A 19,144-nucleotide genomic window follows, 5' to 3' on the forward strand; every position below is an offset into this window, starting at 1 on the left:
GCGGGAATTTTACTCGCTGAAAAACGCTCTTAAAATCCCCTGCTTGGGGCGTTACCACCGTCCGCTCATGGCACTCTCCAGCCACTCGACAACATAAAATACTGATAATAATTGGCAAGGTACTTTACTGTGTCGGATGGCGCTTCGCTTATCCGACCTACACAGGCACATACACGGCTGGAAAATTTAATCTTACAACTATTATTCCTTAAAATTAACGACCCACTTATGATGAGTTAACTACTAATTTTAATAACCGCTAACATATCGTCGTCATCCTCATCGAGGCCAACTTCTTCAAACCCAAAACTTGAATAAAAGTCTTTAGCAACAGGGTTTAGCGGGTTGTAACAAATCTCGATTTGTTCAAGCTTAGAAGTTGTATTAATCTCTTCAATAGCCATATTGAGGGCTTTGCGCCCAATGCCTTTATTTTGATGAGTTTGATCCACCATAAAGCGCCAAATAGAAACCTTTGTAGGGGTTTCTTGTACCCACATAAAAAAGCCTACTGGTACACCATTTAGGTAAATAGCTTTACAGGTATACCCGCTATTGTAGTGCGCCTCAACTAACGACCACATATTACACGCTAGGTATTCTTCTTGTGTTTTAGCAACCTCTAAATCGCATATGGCTTCGTAGTTATCGGCGGTGATATCTTCCAATGACAGCTTCATATTTTTCCTTCAGTACAACTTTGTGTAATTAGTAAGCTATCAGTGTATGTACCTATAATCAAACAAATGAAGAGATTGATTTTTATACCCCCTTAAATTAGCCTAAATAATGATCTACACGCCTATCTAAAACAAAAAGGCCGCAGTAATAAATACTGCGGCCTTTGTTTTTAGCTAAGCGCTATTTAGTAAGCGCCTGCGCTGTAAATAAGCTCGTAGCTGTGGCTGTAAATCTCAAGGATGTTACCAAACGGGTCTTCCATGTAGATCATGCGGTACGGCTTTTCACCCGGGTAGTAATAACGAGGGGCTTGCATACGTTTTTTACCGCCAGCTTCTACAATACGCTCAGCTAAACCTTCTACATCAGGGTCTTGAACACAAAAATGAAAGATGCCTGTTTTCCAGTATTCAAAATTGTCTTTTGGGTTTTCTTGATTTTTAAATTCGAAAATTTCGACACCAATACGATCCCCTGTAGATAGGTGCGCTATTTTGAATTTTTCCCACTTTTCGCCAAATACTTCTGTGCACATTTCGCCAATTGGGCTTTTATCTTCGGTAATTAAAGTGGGTTCCATTATGGTGTACCAGCCCATCACCTTAGTGTAAAACTCGACTGCTTTTTCAACGTCGGGAACCGAAATACCAATGTGCGAAAAACTACGTGGATATGTATGACTCATAATGCTTCCTCTTTAACTTGTGACTTATCTTGTGGCTAGTTGATGGAGTTAGTTTACGAATTGAACAATATTAAGTAAAATTATCATTAATCATCATTTTGAGTACGTTTTGTAATGATAAATCCAACATGGTTAAACACGTTTTGTACTTTGGTTGAGGTAAATCATTTTACCCAAACCGCCGAGCGTCTTTTTATGACCCAATCGGGCGTAAGTCAGCACATTAAAAAGCTAGAGCAGCAAGTAAACTGCGCGCTATTAGAGCGCCACGGCAAACAATTTACCCTTACCGTACATGGGCAAAACTTGTATCAACAAGGCAGCTTGTTATTAAAGGAATGGCAATTTTTAGAACAACAATTAAAAGATGATTCGCCTTACAGCGGCTTGGTAAAAATACAATCGCCTGGTAGTTGTGGGCTACAATTTTATAGCCAATTATTAGCGCTGCAGGCAAAGCATACCGAGCTTAATATTGATTATCGCTTTGCACCCAATACAAGTGTAGAGCAAGCTGTGGCAAACCACAGTGCCGACATAGGCTTTTTAACTCAAGCTCCCATACTTAGCGAAGTTACTAGCCACAAAATTGGTAAAGAAGCCTTATTATTAGTAACGCCCGCACATATTAAAAACCCAACGTGGGAGGTTTTATGTGAGCTTGGCTTTATTGGCCATCCCGATGCAAAACACCACGCGCAGCTGCTACTAAGCGAAAACTACAGTGAGTTTGAACATGTTGATCAAATTAAGCGTACGGGGTTTTCTAACCAAATAAGTTTAATACTGGAGCCGGTAAGTTTAGGGTTTGGTTTTACGGTTTTACCTGCGCATGCAGTAAGTGCATTTAATAAACCCGCGCTTATAAAAGCGCATTGTTTAGCAAACCCCATTAGCGAAAATATTTATGTATGCCATCACCGAAACAGGCCATTGGCAAAACGAATGAGTACGGTAATTGAGTTAATAAAGGCAGGAGTTAGTAGCTAGAGTTATGTTTAAACACAAAGCGCGCTCTAAATAGTTAAAACGTAAACCCCCTTTACACCGACGATGTAAAATTTAATACCGAGCATAAAGGGGATGTAGTTAAATTAGTTAATGCTTTCTAATTTAGCTTTTAAATCGAGTAAATCGGTTGCTATGGTATTTGGCTGTATTTCCCAAGGATCAAAAATGGATTCTTCAGAGCGTTGAATCCACGCCGCGCGCATACCGTGCGAAATAGCGCCAGTTACATCAAACGGGTTGCTTGATACAAGCCATGTGTTTGCGCCGGTTGAATTGGTTTCGCGTAAAAAGTGACTATAAACTCCTGGGTTTGGTTTAAAGGTTTTAACGTCGTCGGCGCTTACTACGCCTTCAAAATATTCACTTATTTCTGCAGTTTCTAGCAAAGTATTTACTGCATCGGCTGCACCATTTGAAAATGCAAACAAACGGTAATCTTTTGCTTTTAGTTGCTCAAGACCTGCTTTTACATCATCGAACGCAGGAAGCGTTTTATAAAGCTCTAGCAGTTGCTCTTTTTGATCTTCACTTAGCTCGGTTTTGTGCGCTAAGCAGGCGTAATCGAGTGCGTGTTTTGTACATAGCGAAAAGGGAATATAATTTTGCATTAATCCACGTCTAAATGAATAGTCTAATTGCTTTTCGCGCCATGTATTTGAAAATGCTTGGGCGTTATCGCCAATCATGTCGTCGAGTAGGGACAGTACGCCGTGAGTGTTTATTAGCGTACCGTATACGTCAAATGCAAGTGTAGTTGCCATGTTTGCTCCGCAATAAAATAAATTAAGTTGGTTTTAAAGTACTTGCATACAGCTTAACTTGATTTGAACGAACGCTCAAATTAATAAAACTTGTATGCATCAAGCGCTAAAATATCCATTTCTATACCTTCATGTATTTTTTCGGCTTTACCGTCACCACTACCAAGCGCTGCAAAAAGAGGTAAAAAGTGCTCCTGGGTAGGGTGATTAAATAAAGCATGGGGTGCTTCATCTAAATAGTTAAGTAACGCTTGGGTGTTTTGCGCTATTAATTTTTGCTCAACCCAATGGGTAAACTCATTAACCATTTGAACACGGTTAGGTGTAGCAGGGCTTTTAAATATTTCACGTAGATTGTGACTAATACCGCCTGAGCCAATAATTAATACGTTATCGCTGCGCAGTGGTGCAAGTAACTGCCCGTACTTATACATCGCCTGAGCGCCCAAACGCGTGTTAATAGACACCTGAACAATGGGAATATTAGCTGCTGGATACATTAAGCGCAGCGGGATCCACACACCATGATCCCACCCTTGATCTGCACTTTGCACCGTTTTAATACCCGCTTTGTAAAAGTACTCACTAATAGTATTAGCTAGCTTAGGGTCTCCTGGTGCTGGGTATTGAATTTCATACAGGGGCTTGGGGAAGTTATAAAAGTCGTGAATAGTATGCGGCGCATCTCCTGATGTAATAACTATATCGTGCGCTTCATCAAAGTGGGCAGAAAACACCACAATAGCTCGTGGTTTACTAAGCGTTTGACCTATTGATGCAAGAAAATCTGACGTAGCCGATTGCTGTACAGCCATCATTGGCGAACCGTGAGATATAAATAAAGCAGGCTGAGTCATACTAAAACCTTAAACAAATAGACGTGTTATAAACACTATATAAGTTTCTAATTTGACGATAAATATGATACTTATTTATACATTATCAACAAAGTATTGTTAAAGATGGATAAACTCACCACCATGAAGACCTTTTTAGCCGTCGTGCAAGAAGGATCATTTTCAAAAGCAGCCGATAAACTCGATATTTCGCCGCAGTTAGTCAGCAAATATATTTCTGCGCTGGAAGATAATCTACGCACGCGTTTATTACACCGTACAACGCGAAAAGTAAGTGTTACAGAGGCTGGAAATCAATATTATCAGCGTTGTCAGCAAGTGATTATTGATATTGAAGACATGGAAAACTCACTAAACAACTTAAGCGAAAGTGTATCGGGTGTGCTTAGTATTAGTGCGCCTATGTCGTTTGGTACTAAGCATTTAGCAGGTTTGTTGGTTGATTTTCAAAAGCAGTATCCAAATTTAAAGTTAGATTTACGGCTCACCGACCAATATGTAGATATAGTAGAGCAGGGGATTGATATTGCTCTACGTATTGGCGTATTAAAAAACTCAACGCTCATAGCTAAAAAAATTGCCCCTATACGTTTAGCTGTATTTGCGTCACCCGACTATTTAGAACGCCATGGCACGCCACAAACACTGCTAGATTTACAGTCACATAATTATTTACGCTATTCCCACAGCGAACCCACAAAGCGATTATTTGGGGTTAATGAGTTAAAAAGCGAGCTAAAGCTTGAAAGTAACTTTGTGGCTAACAATGGTGATTTGCTACTAAATACAGCCATTGCGGGTGGTGGTATTGCTATGCAGCCCACATTTATAGCAGGGGAAGCACTGGCTCAAAGTAAAGTAGTGCGCATTTTAAATGACTACGAACCCGAGCCAATGGGGCTTTACATGGTGTATGCAAACAGACAGTTTTTACCCAGTAAAGTACGTGCGTTTGTTGATTTTGCAAGTGGCTATTATGGCGATACACCTTACTGGGATTTAGCGTAATAAAAAGTAAACCGCCTAACAGGCATTATATAAAAGCTAAGTTTTTAAAAAATTCCGTAGTAAATTTCTTAGTACTTTAAACACCTCTTGATTACTGTGTTGCTGATGCTGTAATACATCAACATTAGCCAACCAACCCATTTCTTCAAACTCAAGAGGAAGTTTAACCAGCTCACCACTTTGTACTGCATCTACAGCTACATGGTTTGGTAATAAGCACCACCCGTTACCTTGTATTGCTAGCTCGAGTAATACAAAGTAATTATCGGCATACCAAATTTCTGGGCTAATTTTTAGCTGAAAGCTACTTGTTTGCGTATTGCGCGAACGAAGAAGAAGTTGTCGATGTAGCCGAAGGCCATCCATATTTTCACATCTGATCCCCGCTAAAGGGTGCGATTTAGCAACATATAAATCAAATTTTACTGATCCAATACATTCATAGTCTAAGTAACTCGGTATATTTAATTCACTAAAAATAATACCCGTTATAGGCTTTTCGCTGTTTAGCATGTCAATTATGTCATGGCTGGATGCACTTAAAAACTCAAGCGATACGTAAGGATACTTACTTTGCAGCTTGCTAATAATACTCGCGATAGTTTTAAACGGGATCCCTTCGTCAAGTGCGATAGTGATTTCGGTTGGTGTTTTTTCGTTTAGTGCTAATGCAGAGTTTGTTAATCGCTGGTGTTGATTAAGCACGGCCTTAGCCTGGGGTAGTAACTGTTTACCGGCTTCGGTTAATTGTGGATAGCGCCCTGTGCGCTCAAATAATGTCGCATTACAGTCTATTTCTAAATTAATAATATGCTGGCTTATTACCGACTGCGCTTTACTTAAACCGCGCGCAGCAGCTGAAAACGATCCAGCTTCAACGGTAGCCACAAATGCTTGAAGCTGTTCAATACTAACATATCGCTTTTCCCGATACCAAGTAACTAACACATATCTTTATAATGAATGAAAATACAGCCATCGTCATCAACTTAAGAAGTTATTTATATATGAACACAGCAGAACGTATTTTTCAGGCACTAATATTTGAGGTGATAGCATTATCTTTTGTTGTACCTGCATCAGTTTATTTTGGTGGGTTTGCAACAGGAAAAATGGCAATAGTAGGTGTTGGTTTATCAGTCTTCGCCATGCTTTGGAATTACATTTACAACATAGTGTTTGATAAAATAGTTGGGCATAACCGAATCGAGCGAGGTTTAGTAACCCGCATTACGCATGCATGTGGCTTTGAGCTGGGTATGGTGGTTATAACGCTGCCAATACTTGCTTGGTATTTAAATATTACATGGCTAGCCGCTACAGCATTAGAAGCTGGCTTTTTAGTTTTTATACTCATATACACGTATATTTTTAATGTGTTGTACGATAAGTACCAACCTTACAAAAGATGGGTTAATAAATCGCAATGTGCTTGATATTTTTAAGTTTATAAAAGCAACGTTGTGGAGTATTGAGATCGTTTTGGCAAAAGCGCAATGGCAATAAATAACGGTAAATGTGGCTTTTAATTAAACCAATTAGCACTGCTCAATTGACTAAGTAGTGCTAATTTACTATTTGCACAATTTACCGGCTAACTGTAATGGGGGTTTACAGTAACTTTTTGCTTTATATATTTAGCCCTTTCAATATATTCCATACGCTCTCACCACTAGGATGAAGTGCAGCATGATACCGATATGTGTTATATGTAATAGGCACATAATAATGCTTTTGGCCAACCACAACTAAACAATCCTCTTTTAGCATACTCACTGTGATGTTCATTTGATTTATAAGGTTACGAGCTGTTATATGTAATATTTTACTGCTTGAGGTAGTGTAATCGGTAGATTTTTCCTGCCTATTAGCTCTGCGCCTTGTGTCTATTATTTATCGAGACACAAGATGTATAGCTTGCTCACGCGAGAAGCGTTGCTTAAAAATAAACCATATATTAGCTATGAATAAGTGTGCCAAGCAAATGGCACACCTATTGTGTTATGCCGGTATGGGGGCGTTTTGGGCAATAAGCTGTTTAGATTTCAACTCACTCCAAAATTCGCTTGGTATGGTAACTTTCATTGAGGCTACATTAGCTTTAATTTGCTCCTCCGTGCGTGCCCCAGGAATAATTGAGGATACCGTTGAAGGCGCTTCTGCAAACTGCAGTGCAGCTGTTTTAATATCAATCCCATGTTTAGATGCAATGTCGCTTATTGCATTAAACTTTTGCTGCATAGGCCCTGGAATTTTAGGAGAATAATTAAAGCGGTTACGACCGGCTAAAAAACCACCATTAAGCGGCGCACCAATGACTGCTGAAATACCTCGTTTATCAAGCATAGGAAAGGTTTTATCAAGTGCCTGCTTGTGATCTAAAATTGAATATTGCAGCGCTAGTAAGCAAATATCTGGGTCTGACATATCAAGCGCTTTATAAACAGCATGAGGTGTATTTACTCCAAAACCCCAGCCTTTAATTATTCCTTCATCACGCATTTTAGTCAGCTCAGGAATAGCACCTTTAGCCGCTTGATCAAAATACTTAAGCCAGTCATCTCCCATATCGCTGTTTTGTGGTGATAAATCGTGAATATAGACAATATCGAGTGAGGCGACACCAATACGATGCAAAGTATCTTCTATTGAACGGCGCGTGCCTGAGGCTGAATAATCATACTTATAATGAAACGGTGAGTGATCAGCCCAATGCCAACTATTTTCTAAAGGCTCTGCTGAAGGGGTAAGAAGGCGACCTACTTTTGAGGATAAAACATAATCTTCACGCTTTTTGTTTCGAAGTAAATCACCGAAGCGCCTTTCGCTTAAACTCAAACCGTAAAAAGGTGATGTATCAAAATGACGAATACCAGAATCCCATGCTGCATTTAGCATTGTTAAAATTTCTGTATCGCTTGATATAGTATTAAAGCCATTCCCGGCGGCAAGGCCGCCCAAGCCCATTCTTGATTCCGGCCGGTAATGCTTAGCGTTAGTAACATCGTTTGTGGGTAGAGCAGCGCTTTTATCTATTGATCCTTTAGTTTGCATAACACTGCCGTTAGACATTTTTACCTTTAGTTGCTCAGCCAAAGCTGAAGCACTAAAAATAGAGCCTAAACTTAAAGCAGCCCCTGCTTTAATAAAATTTCTGCGAGATACCATGTGACTATTCTCCTTGAGTAGGTTAAATATCTACGCTCTAAGCTAGTATAAATAACAACCAAACTCAAGCAAGGAGAATACAATAAATGACAATACTATCAATAAGATATATAAATTAACAAACACTGAACAGACGTTTGAATTAACATTTAAAACTGATTATTTTCTTTACTCGTATGGTCCTTTTAAATGCACAAAACAGTGCACTTTAATAGCTTGATAAAAAAGCATACTTCCAAATTGGTGCACGCTTTAATACTCATTTATACAACATAAAATGGTTACATTTATTAGATATGTACAAATTAGTAGACAAAACCGTAATAAATTTAAGATGCACAAATAATCTCACTAGCAAAGCAATTGCAGCAACACTTAGCTAATTTAACCGAGCGTAGTTGAAATAATTGGGGTAAATATTCCAAAAACGTTTATTATTAAAGGCTTGCCTTGCAATACACGGCGTATTTTACTCTTTCACAATGCAATTGCTGGCAAGCCCTGTAAGAGTTTTATCTTGCCAAGTAACACTGTGCAGTGCAGCAAATTGCAACTAAATTCAACGTAGTTAGCGCTGAAAATAGCTGCTTAAATAGATCTATTATTCAAGTTCAGGTTACTTGAGCTTTTTAATACCAATTAACACACAGATGGCACCGCCAATAATACCCGCCCATGCTTCTATTGGTGTGTCGCCACTAAATGCACGGCTAAGCTGCGAAGCCGCCGCATCATACACGTCGTATCCCCACATAATTAAAGCGATACCTATAACGATTAAAACAATTCCTACAATCTTATTATTCATAAATATCCTTAAGGTTTAACTTACATAAACTAAATAAAAATAAATCAGGGTTAATCTAATTCTAATTGAGCACGTTCTACGCTCTCACTAGGTAACTCTTTTTGTACCGATACACCTAGCTCTTTAAACTCTGATGCTTGTTTAATTAAATTACCTTTACCGCGGTATAGCTGCGAGAACGCTTTGTCGTAACTTTCTTTCGCTTTATCAAGCTGCTTACCTACGCCTTCCATACTCAATAAAAAACCATTGAGCTTGTTATAAAAACGCTCCGCTCGACTTGCCAGCTCTTTTGAGTATTTGGTTTGCTCTTCAAAACGCCATAACTGTTTAACAATATTTAAACTAGTAAGCAGGGTGGTGGGTGTAGCTACCAGTATATTTTTTTCGATTGCTTGTTGGTAAATATCGCTTTGATATTTGAGTGCTTCTACAAAAGCTGATTCTATTGGTACAAACATAACCACCACTTCTGGCGAGTTAATACCTGGTAAGCGGTCGTACGATTTACTCGCAAGTTCATTAATACGCGCTGTAACGGCGTTTACATGCTCTTTAATTGCTTGATTAGCATCTAGATCATTTTCAGCATTCACGTAGCGTGTATAGGCATTTAATGAAGTTTTAGCATCAATAACTAAGTGGCGACCCTGTGGTAAGTACACAACTACATCAGGGCGCAAGCGGCCATCTTCAGTGTTAAACGACACTTCGCGCTTATAATCAACGCCTGCACGTAAGCCAGCACTATCTAATACGTTTTCGAGCATAAGCTCGCCCCAATTACCTTGGGTTTTCTTTTGCCCTTGTAGGGCGTTACTGAGCTTGTCGGCTTGATCTGTTATAGCTTGGCTTTTAGCTTGCAAATGCAGTAGCTCGGTTTTAAGTGCAGTCCGTTGTTTTATGTCTTCAACGTGCATTGATTCCATTTTTTCTCTAAAGCCTTTTAGCTCGCCTTGAACTGGTTTTAATAATTGCTCAATGCTTTCCTGATTTAAGGTTTTAAAGCTTTGTGATTTTTCTTCTAGAATTTTATTGGCTAGGTTTTCAAACTCTTTTTTGAGCGTATTTTTACTTTGCTCAATTTGCGCGAGTTGCTCGCTAAAGTTTTGCTGTTTTTGCTCAAGGGTAGTGCGCATATTATTATATTCAACATCGCGCTGATTATATTGCTCACGAAGCGCTGCCAGCTCGCCTTCGGCTTTACGCCAAAAGTGATTGTATTGAATGCTTTGTTTTTCTTGTTCGCTAAAACGCGTTTTAAAATGCTGGGCTTCATCGCGCTGCTCTTGGTGAGTATGTTCTAGCAGTTCATGATCTTCTAGCAAGGCGCTGTATTGCAGCTCTTTATTATCAAATTGGTTTTGTAACAGGGAAAGCTGTTGCTGCTGTTCGCTTATTTGTAGATGTAGCTTTTTGCGAAGCCGTGTTGATACAGCGCCGTAAAATAGGACGCCTAAAGCAACACCAGCACCAGCGCTTAACCAATCAATATTAGTGAGTACTTGAGTGAGCATAAAATAAACTTATAAAATTTAGAGACATGCCATCATAACCAATAACCAACAACAGAAGTAGGGGGAGTTAAGAAATTACAGACATAAAAAAACCAGCTTAAAATAAGCTGGTCAAATATTACTAAGTTAAGTAATCAAAGGGATAATCAACATGTGCCCGAGCAAGCTGCAACCTAAATACATAATCACCAAAATAACTAATATTATTAGGTGAGGCTATATAACAACAGGCATTAGAGTAGACCGGATAACAAAATAATTAATTCAAATTAATTTGCGGAAGATCAATTATTTTTATTTGGGTTGATTTAAACAAATCAAATTATGGGCATAAAAAAAGCCAGTTCAAAATGAACTGGCTCAATCATTACTAAAATTAGTAACTAAATAGGGGGAATCAACATGAAAACTTGTATTAACTGCAATTAATCAACAAGCATAATAGTAGACGCGTCTTTTTTAATTAAGTTCAAAAAAATAAAAAACTTTTAAAATAAGTGCTGAACGCTAAATTTTAGACATAAAAAAAGCCAACTCAAAATGGGCTGGCTCAATCATTACTAAAATTAGTAACTAAATAGGGAATCAACATGAAAACTTGTATTAACTGCAATTAATCAACAAGCATAATAGTAGACGCGTCTTTTTGAATTAAGTTCATAAAAAAATAAAAACTTTTAAAATAAGTGCTGCACGCTAAATTTTAGACATAAAAAAAGCCAACTCAAAATGGGCTGGCTCAATCATTACTAAAATTAGTAACTAAATGGGAAATCAACATGATGCTTGTGTTAACTGCAATTAATCAACAAGCATAATGATAGACGTCCGCTTTTTAATTAAGTTCATAAAAAGATCAAAACTTTTTAGATCTTTTTTAGTTTTTAATTAATGACAACATTTGCTGCTCATCAAACTTTGTAAAGCTCATTGATTTATCGGTAAATAATGCATCAACAAGGGCTTGCTTGTCTTGCTGCATTTTAAATACTTTTTGCTCTATTGAGTTACTCATTATGAGCTTATAAACAAATACAGGATTAGTTTGACCAATACGGTAGGCTCTATCAGTCGCTTGCTTTTCTACTGCGGGATTCCACCATGGATCAAAATGAATAACAGTATCTGCTTGTGTTAAGTTAAGGCCTGTTCCACCGGCTTTTAAACTAATTAAAAACACGGATGTTTTACCACTGGTAAACTCGTCGATTACTTTATCTCGTTGACGCGTTTGCCCTGTAAGCATACTAAAGTTAATGTTTATTTCTTCAAGGCGTTGGGCTATTAAATCGAGTGCCGATGTAAACTGACTAAATATAATAATCTTACGACCTAGGCTTAGCATAAGCGGTAAGTGTGTTGTTAACCATTCAAGCTTAGCGGAGCCTGCTTGAGTATCTGGATCTATTAATTTAGGGTGGCAACAAATTTGCCTTAACTTTAAAAGCGCCTCTAAAAATGCAAGCTTACTTTTTTGTGCGCCTTGTTCGGCAAATAAGTCTATTAGCTTCTCTTCTAATGAACGTGTAATGCCTTGGTACATTTCTTTTTGCTTAGGCTCAAACTCAAACTCTTTTGTTAGCTCTGTTTTTTCAGGTAACTCTTGCGCTACTTGTGCTTTAGTGCGGCGCATTATAAAGGGCATAATTAACGCTTTTAACTGCTCAGCCCTCTGCATATCAGCTTCACGCTCAATAGGTGTTTGAAAGTGCTGCTTAAAGTGGGCTTGAGACCCAAGTAACGATGGCATAGCAAAATCGAGTAACGATTTAAGCTCAAGTAAATTATTCTCGATTGGAGTACCACTTAAACAAAGTTTAAAGTCGGCATTTAAGCGTTTAACTAATCGTGAGACCTGTGCGGTATCGTTTTTAATGTATTGTGCTTCATCGAGGATAATATTTTCAAAATATAATGGCGAATAATATGCAATATCACGCTTTAAAAGCGGGTATGTAGTAAGAATGCATTGCGCTTGTGCTAAGTGTTGTAAAGGATCGTTACGGTTTGATCCAAAAATAGTGGTTACTTTTAAACTTTTAGCAAACTTAGTGATTTCGTTTTTCCAATTACTCACCAAGCTAGTTGGGCACACTATAAGTGTAGGGCCTGCTTGAGGGCGGTTAAATGTACTCGCTAAAAATGCAATAACTTGGAGTGTTTTACCCAACCCCATGTCGTCAGCTAAAATACCACCTAATTGATGACGTTTTAAAAAGCTAAGCCAATCAACGCCTTGCTGTTGGTACTCACGAAGTGTTACAGAGTCATTTAAGCCATGTAATGAAACCTTAGGCATTGCCTTATCGGTATTATTTAACTCTTGTAAATATAGCTCAAGTGAATCGTCGTGAAGCTCTACGTTAATAGCTGTGTGCTTTACTAGTTCAGGTAAATACGAAAGCGGAATATTAAATTCGTCACGTGTTTTTACAAATTCAAAGCGTTCTTTAAATTCGTTTAATAAGTTAATGGCAGACTTATTAATAACCCCAAATTGACGACCAAGCGGGTAGTAATAAAACAGTTCACTTTGGCGATTCAATGACTGATAAAGCGAATCAGCATTAGTAAACAACAGCGCTGCTTTTGCGTCACACAACAATACTTTGCAGTGCATTTGATGCCCTGCTGCACGGTGTACATGTAAACTCACTTCACATTGTGGATTAGGGCTTGTTACTTTACTTACACTGACTTGCCAACCACGCTGCTTAAAGCCAGGAAATACTTCGTATATTAGCCAATGCAAATGGATAGGAGATTGCTTTGTAAATACAAGCTCACTTTGTAAACCCCCTTTACAAAATTCAAACCCTAGATTGATTAGCTCGTTAGTTACGGTGTTTTCAAATGCGCTATTTATAGTACTTGCTGGGGCAGCACCAGCTAAATAGTTTTTATTTTTATACTTAAATAACAGCGAAAGTGATAAACCTTGCTCGCCCATTATTACTTTTAAAACAGCATTACTAGATAGCTTAGGTAACGTTGGCTGCAAGTTAGTAGGGTGCGGTATAACACCTGCACCAAAGTTATCTGCAAGTTGTTTGTATATTCTGTCAAAATTAGCGTCATGCAAAGCAGGCATAGTTTGTAAATGCGCTATTTCGTCTGCACTCAATGGTGTACGAAGACGACCCGCTTTTAAATGATCTAAATCGAGGTAAGTAGGCGGTGTTGTTTTTAATAAAGCCCAGTTTTGGGTTTGCTCGAGCTTAATAACTAATTGTGATAGATCTTTATCTTGCTCCCAACTAAAACTCAATGCTTGGCCAGATTGCGCTTTAATTGGCACGCGAGAGCGCTGAAAAAACAAGCGCTCAGTAGCTATCAATTGTTGTAGGGCACTAAAGCCCCATTGGCCTTTTAGCTCAATACTTCCTACTGCATTTTGTGAACGTATCCAACTAAATAATCTAAAATCACTTTCGAGTAAATCATTTGGCGTTACGAAACTATTTAACTGTTGCTCAGTGAGGTTTCGGCCTAACGTGTAATTCTTTTTAGTCTCAAAATTAGCTATTTTAGGTGTTAAAAATACTTTGTTATTTTCAATATCTAATACAAATAATAATACTTGCGACGGTGTATGTTGATCACCACTTTTAAGAGCGCTTAATTCACTAAACCAATCATTAATGAAGTAATCTTCACCGTATTCACCAGAGTGCTCTATTTTAAGCTTAAACAAAATAGCAGCTAAATGTCGGCATTTGGTTTTTGCATTACATGTACAGTGTGTATCAACAGAATAACCAGTTGGTACTTTACTGATCTCAATACGTTGGTTAAATGATGATCCGTTATCCACTTGCACGGTAGAGTCTACAACAGAAAAATTAGGGGTATGCTCTAGCCAGGTGATTTGACCTTTCTTGTAGTACTCTTTGCCTTTATCTAAGACATTTTCGCGAAAAAGTTTTTTAATAAAGCGTTCAGAAAGAGGAAACTGGGTAGCCTGCTCATTTTTAATTTCTTCAAAAATAGCCATTAAATCATTTTTTGATAAGTTAGCAGACATGTCACTCTAAGCATTAAATTTTAAAAATAATTCTGCCAGTATATGCCTTATGTGCTCTGAGCTAAAGCACTATTAACAAGATATAAACTGGTTGGAGCTGATAGCTTAGTAAAAAATCGGTTTATAGGTAAAGATGAGTATAAAATTTCGCAAAATATTAGGCACTACACACAAATATAAAGATTAAACGACACGTTATAGATCACAATTTTACTAACAATAATAATAAACCAAGAGCAAATAGCTAAAAGGGGGCGATTAGTTAGTAAAAAAGTGATCTTGAAGAGGAAATATGATTATTTAAGGTAGGATTAGGCTAGTAAAGATCAGATTTTTACTAACAAAACAATCTGTCAGATCAGTATTTAACTAAGTAGGCACGTCTGACAGATCATTATTTAACTAACTAATTAAAAGCACTTAATAGCTTAGTTAATTGTTCTAAGCGTTTGTCTGTCATCACTTTATTGTCGATTTTGATAGACACATCACCACTTTTTAAATTGCGTTGCACCGATACAAACTTATTTTCAAGCACAGCTTCACGTTTAACAGCAACTTGAGGCTCAGCAGTTAGGCATTTGGTGATTGCCATTGCACGCTTGTCGTCACTTGTAATGGCGTTTAGCTCTTCATCACTAGTTAGGTAACTAACAAGTTGATTAAACGCGTCTTGGTCTCTCTCCTTTGCGCTCATGAGCTTTTTAGCCACTTCGCGACCCACGTGATTCGCAGTAGGGTAGAGTGCAATAACTTCAGCAGGTATTTGTTCATACGCTTTAACAGCATCTGCAATGGCGGTGTGTGATACACCTTCAATTGCAGCAATCTCTCTGTAAGATCCTTTTTTACCTTGTTCAATAAGCTCATTTTTAGTTTGCTGGTAAGCTTGTCCCAGCTCCCATAAACTTGGAGCGATATATTGATCTGAAGATACAGCTAAAATTTTAGCGTCTTGCTCAGTAAAGTCACTTGAACTAAGTACTAAATAATCAGCGTTACCTAAAATACAGGCCATACGACGGCGAGAACCCGCTAAGACTAAGCTTTTATCACCCTGATCCCAAAGCAGTGCAGGGTGCTGATTACGGCCATCCTCTGCAATGGCAGGTAAAATATCCGATACTGACTTTTCGTTAAGAAGTGCTTGTACACGGCGGTTTTTACCGTATACACCAGTTGTAGATTCAATGTCAGCGTGTGCGATCACTTTGCAAATAAGTGTAATTTGGCGCTCAGGATCGCTCGGTGCTGGCATGCGAATTACATCACCAGCATTTGCTTGTTCAAGTAATGCGTCAAGGCTACTACTTCCTACAGCTGTTGCAAAAGGATCTAAGCGGGTGTCATTTTTACGTTTTTTAGCCATTTTTATTTAACATCCTTACTTAGGGGTATTGAGTGTTGATTGAGTTGACTGCCAATTTGAACGAATAAGCATTTCTAGCTCATCGACCACATCTTTAATATTTTCTTGAGCGCGCATTAGTGATTCACGGCTTGCTAAGCTGTCTGACGCTTTTTGATCAAAAATAGTATTAAAAGACGAAGAGCTAGCAGTAATCGCCGAGCTGTGGTTGATTGGGTAACTCATAACTTGGCGACCGAATGCACTACGAACATCTTTAACAATATCGCGCTGTGAGTGATTACCTTTTACATAGTTGGTAACTAAAAACTGCATAAAGTCCCACCCCTCATGGCCAAGTGCCGCAACGGTATGGTAAATCTCACCTAGTCGTTTTAAATATTTATTATTAGCATCAAAGTCTACAGCTTCTGGATGAACAGGGATAAGCATCGCAGTAGAAGCCATTAATGCATTATAAAACATAAAGTTAAGAGTTGGAGCTGTATCTATTAATATAATATCAAACTCGTCTTTAACAGGGTTAATTACTTTTTCAAGTAACTTATGGTAATGACGAGTTTGCTCATAATTTGAGGTGTCTTTGAGTAATGTTGCAGTTTCGTGCTCAAAATAAAAATCGTCCATACCTGATGGCAGTACACGAATATTTGGGATATGCGTTGGTAAAAATGAGTTTGAAACAAATTCAGGCCATGTTTCGCCCTCATCTAAATCTATACAATCACGCATTAAATCACCAACAGTAATTGGGTCATGCTCGCTTGAAGGAAAAAAGCTTGAAGAAGAACCTTGAGGATCTAAATCAATTATACCAATGCGATAGCGCTTAATATTTGTAGTTGCCAGGGCTGCTGCAATATTAACCATGCTGGTTGTTTTGCCACAGCCACCTTTGAGAGAATTAATTACAATAACTTGCAGTTTGTCATCATCAGTACGATGATCTGGTTTAATATCCATAATATCAGCCATAGCAAAAATGTTTACTAATGTGTAAGCATAATGACCATTGGCGCCGCGTTTTATGTTTAAATCATCAAAGTCACCGTTGTCATGACGTCTTTTTAAAGTACGATTATTACAACCTAATAAATCGGCAGCTGCTTTTTGCGTATAAGTTCTTAATTCTTTTTCTTCTGATTTAAGATGAGCACGGTAGTGCTGAATACGACCTTCTAATGATTTTTCAGCTACTTCGGCGGTTGCTTTTAAAAGCCGGTAGGTACTTAACGCGTTATTATTGATAGACATACTTTCTTCCTCAAAGTTAGGCAGTTAGTATAATGTCCATTCAAATTGCTGTAAACAACTATTTAAGACGACATGCATTTTAAAAAGAAGACATTTAAAAATACTTTTACACTTTTAATATTGCTTAGTATAAATAAAGAAGTTTAAAGGTGGTTAAATATATAAGGTAGTAAAGGTTAAGGGCCTTAAATTAACACATAACATTATGATTAATATAAACAATATAAAAAAAAGCAGATCAGCGTTATACTTGGTTAAGATCAGATCTTTATCTACCTGCAGATCACCTTTTTACTAAGCCTTATTTTTTAAATCAAGTTATACACAGGTTACGCATAAGGTTATGAACAAAAAGAGCCCTTGAGATCAATTTTTTACTAAGTAAATTATAAAGTTATGCACTAACCTTAGCGTCAATAGCTTCGTTTAATTAGTATAGATCTGATCTGTACTTGGTACAGATCAGATCTATGCTAACTCGATAAGCCTTTATCCACAGGGATATTAATTTTCGTATGAATTTGTCGTGCTAAATTTTAAAATAAAGCCATTGTGATGGACAAAATAACAGCTGAGTTAGTAAAAAACAGATTTGTGATGACCCAGTTAGTAAAAATATGATCTGAAATCGCAAGTTATATACATTACTTAGTATAATAGTGATCTAAACGTTTTATTTAAAGTCAGATCATTTTTATACTAACTTAAACATTTAACTTTTGTTGATTAATGTGTTGTTATTAGATGTCGCAATAAAAATGGAAATAAGAACAATGAGCCGAAAGGTCAACATCTCGGTAGATAATTTGCCCGATACACTCAGGGGCCAAATCCACGGGGTGGAAAGTGCAATCGATAACGAAAGTTTAGCACTATTTACAGACAACAAAGACGTGCGAATTTCTATTGAAAATGCAGCTCATGGTTTACGCGCATATTCAAACACGTTTAATCATTATGATTTGTGGGGCCGTTTTGTTCGCTCTGGCTATAAAAAATTGCCACTTGAAGAAGCGCCTAAAAAAACAATCATTACGCGTAAAATATCAGAGAAAGTAGATGGTATTTTATACGACGGTGAGATAAAAATTACCCCTGCTGTTGTCAGTACTCGTAAAGATGGCGAAGATATTGAATATCTTGTTTGGCCATCGGACAGAGAGGAAAAAGTAGAACGAGCACTTATTCGTTTAGCTTCTAAAGGCAAAATAGTTAAAATTAATTTTAAGTCCGGTATTCAATACGCGGTTGTTTTTTCTATGAACGAATTAGCGCAAGAGCTCAAAGCAGTAGGGCAATCTATGCCATACCCTGCAATTAAAGAGTCTCTTGAAGCATTGCAAGGTTCTAAACTTTCGTTTAAATACTCAGCAACCGACACTAAAAACTCTGATATAGATGATTCGTTTTACGAGTCAAATATGAACTTTTTATCGTCACTTCACTTCAGTGGCAAAAAAGGTCAAGGTGGCAATGTAAAGTGTGTGGCCTGTTTAAATGCATTTGTTCATAACATGATTGATAACCTTGAATACAAAGGATATTACTTCAATAGCGCCCAAGAATTAAAGCGGGGATTGTCGCGTTGGATGATGCTTCGTTTGTATCATCTTTGGCGTTATGCAGCGCCAGGTAAAACGTATCATTTTAGATTACTTTCTATTATGGAAAAATACGGATCTATTTATTCAACTGATGATATTACGGAAAATAAATTAAAAGCGCTTCGTCGTGATATGACCACCACAATGAAAGATTTGATTGAAAAAGGTGCTATATCAGAATACAGCATTACAAACGTCAAAGATGACAAAACTGGTAACATTATTGATTACACATACGAAATGCACCCATCTGATCAGTTTTGCGATGAAATACTTACATTGAACAAACACAACAAACGCATTGAGATTCAAGGCGGTAAACGTATTGTTGAAAATGCAGTGTTAATTGATGAAGATAAAATAGAAGAGATAGTAGAAAAATAATAAACGTTATTTA

Annotated in this window: 15 protein-coding genes; 4 read left to right on the forward strand and 11 right to left on the reverse strand. The window is 37.7% G+C overall.

The window, feature by feature from the left end; translation table 11 throughout:
• Positions 1-236 precede the first annotated feature (236 nt).
• Both H5120_RS12140 and H5120_RS12145 read right to left on the reverse strand, forming a co-directional pair.
• The gene (locus H5120_RS12140; RefSeq protein WP_182674605.1) at positions 237-680 is read right to left on the reverse strand and encodes a GNAT family N-acetyltransferase; all 444 of its coding nucleotides are present in this window, start codon (positions 678-680) and stop codon (positions 237-239) included.
• 185 nt (positions 681-865) lie between these two features.
• Positions 866-1,366, reverse strand: coding sequence for a lactoylglutathione lyase family protein (locus tag H5120_RS12145; protein WP_007583656.1), 501 nt, complete (start codon positions 1,364-1,366; stop codon positions 866-868).
• Between the two features lie 114 nt (positions 1,367-1,480).
• On the opposite strand from H5120_RS12145, the gene H5120_RS12150 reads away from it, so the two are divergent.
• On the forward strand, positions 1,481-2,356 hold the full coding sequence (locus H5120_RS12150) for a LysR family transcriptional regulator (protein ID WP_182674607.1): 876 nt from the start codon (positions 1,481-1,483) through the stop codon (positions 2,354-2,356).
• Positions 2,357-2,460: 104 nt separating this feature from the next.
• Here the strand turns inward: H5120_RS12150 and H5120_RS12155 are convergent, their stop codons facing one another.
• Both H5120_RS12155 and H5120_RS12160 read right to left on the reverse strand, forming a co-directional pair.
• Positions 2,461-3,138, reverse strand: a complete 678-nt coding sequence (locus H5120_RS12155) for a haloacid dehalogenase type II (RefSeq protein WP_182674609.1) — start codon at positions 3,136-3,138, stop codon at positions 2,461-2,463.
• A gap of 80 nt (positions 3,139-3,218) precedes the next feature.
• A complete protein-coding gene (locus H5120_RS12160) occupies positions 3,219-3,995 on the reverse strand; it encodes a class III extradiol ring-cleavage dioxygenase (protein ID WP_182674611.1) in 777 nt (258 codons plus the stop codon).
• Between the two features lie 105 nt (positions 3,996-4,100).
• Here H5120_RS12160 and H5120_RS12165 point away from each other — a divergent pair, with 105 nt between their 5' ends.
• Complete coding sequence (locus H5120_RS12165) at positions 4,101-5,003, forward strand: LysR family transcriptional regulator (RefSeq protein WP_182674613.1); 903 nt, start codon at positions 4,101-4,103, stop codon at positions 5,001-5,003.
• 36 nt (positions 5,004-5,039) lie between these two features.
• Here H5120_RS12165 and H5120_RS12170 read toward each other — a convergent pair whose 3' ends face one another.
• Entirely contained in the window at positions 5,040-5,891 is an 852-nt protein-coding gene (locus H5120_RS12170) for a LysR family transcriptional regulator (RefSeq protein WP_310735975.1), read from the reverse strand.
• A 119-nt stretch (positions 5,892-6,010) separates the two neighbouring features.
• On the opposite strand from H5120_RS12170, the gene H5120_RS12175 reads away from it, so the two are divergent.
• The gene (locus H5120_RS12175; protein ID WP_182674617.1) at positions 6,011-6,439 is read left to right on the forward strand and encodes a PACE efflux transporter; all 429 of its coding nucleotides are present in this window, start codon (positions 6,011-6,013) and stop codon (positions 6,437-6,439) included.
• 565 nt (positions 6,440-7,004) lie between these two features.
• On the opposite strand, the gene H5120_RS12180 is transcribed toward H5120_RS12175, so the two are convergent.
• The 6 genes from H5120_RS12180 to H5120_RS12205 form a co-directional block, all read right to left on the reverse strand.
• Positions 7,005-8,171, reverse strand: coding sequence for an aldo/keto reductase (locus tag H5120_RS12180; protein ID WP_002959264.1), 1,167 nt, complete (start codon positions 8,169-8,171; stop codon positions 7,005-7,007).
• Positions 8,172-8,787: 616 nt separating this feature from the next.
• Positions 8,788-8,979: a DUF3185 family protein gene (locus tag H5120_RS12185; protein WP_024596528.1), complete on the reverse strand. Its 192-nt coding sequence runs from the start codon at positions 8,977-8,979 to the stop codon at positions 8,788-8,790.
• A 50-nt stretch (positions 8,980-9,029) separates the two neighbouring features.
• A complete protein-coding gene (gene rmuC, locus H5120_RS12190; protein ID WP_182672989.1) occupies positions 9,030-10,496 on the reverse strand; it encodes a DNA recombination protein RmuC in 1,467 nt (488 codons plus the stop codon).
• Positions 10,497-11,373: 877 nt separating this feature from the next.
• A complete protein-coding gene (locus tag H5120_RS12195) occupies positions 11,374-14,520 on the reverse strand; it encodes a DEAD/DEAH box helicase (RefSeq protein ID WP_182672988.1) in 3,147 nt (1,048 codons plus the stop codon).
• A gap of 406 nt (positions 14,521-14,926) precedes the next feature.
• A complete protein-coding gene (locus H5120_RS12200) occupies positions 14,927-15,889 on the reverse strand; it encodes a transcriptional regulator (RefSeq protein WP_182674618.1) in 963 nt (320 codons plus the stop codon).
• Between the two features lie 15 nt (positions 15,890-15,904).
• Entirely contained in the window at positions 15,905-17,143 is a 1,239-nt protein-coding gene (locus tag H5120_RS12205) for an AAA family ATPase (RefSeq protein ID WP_182674620.1), read from the reverse strand.
• A gap of 773 nt (positions 17,144-17,916) precedes the next feature.
• Between H5120_RS12205 and H5120_RS12210 the strand changes: the two genes are divergently transcribed.
• A complete protein-coding gene (locus H5120_RS12210) occupies positions 17,917-19,131 on the forward strand; it encodes a hypothetical protein (protein WP_024596523.1) in 1,215 nt (404 codons plus the stop codon).
• Positions 19,132-19,144: the final 13 nt, after the last annotated feature.

Origin of the sequence: Pseudoalteromonas sp. SR43-2 (assembly GCF_014163885.1) — a bacterium.
Classification (GTDB): domain Bacteria; phylum Pseudomonadota; class Gammaproteobacteria; order Enterobacterales; family Alteromonadaceae; genus Pseudoalteromonas; species Pseudoalteromonas distincta.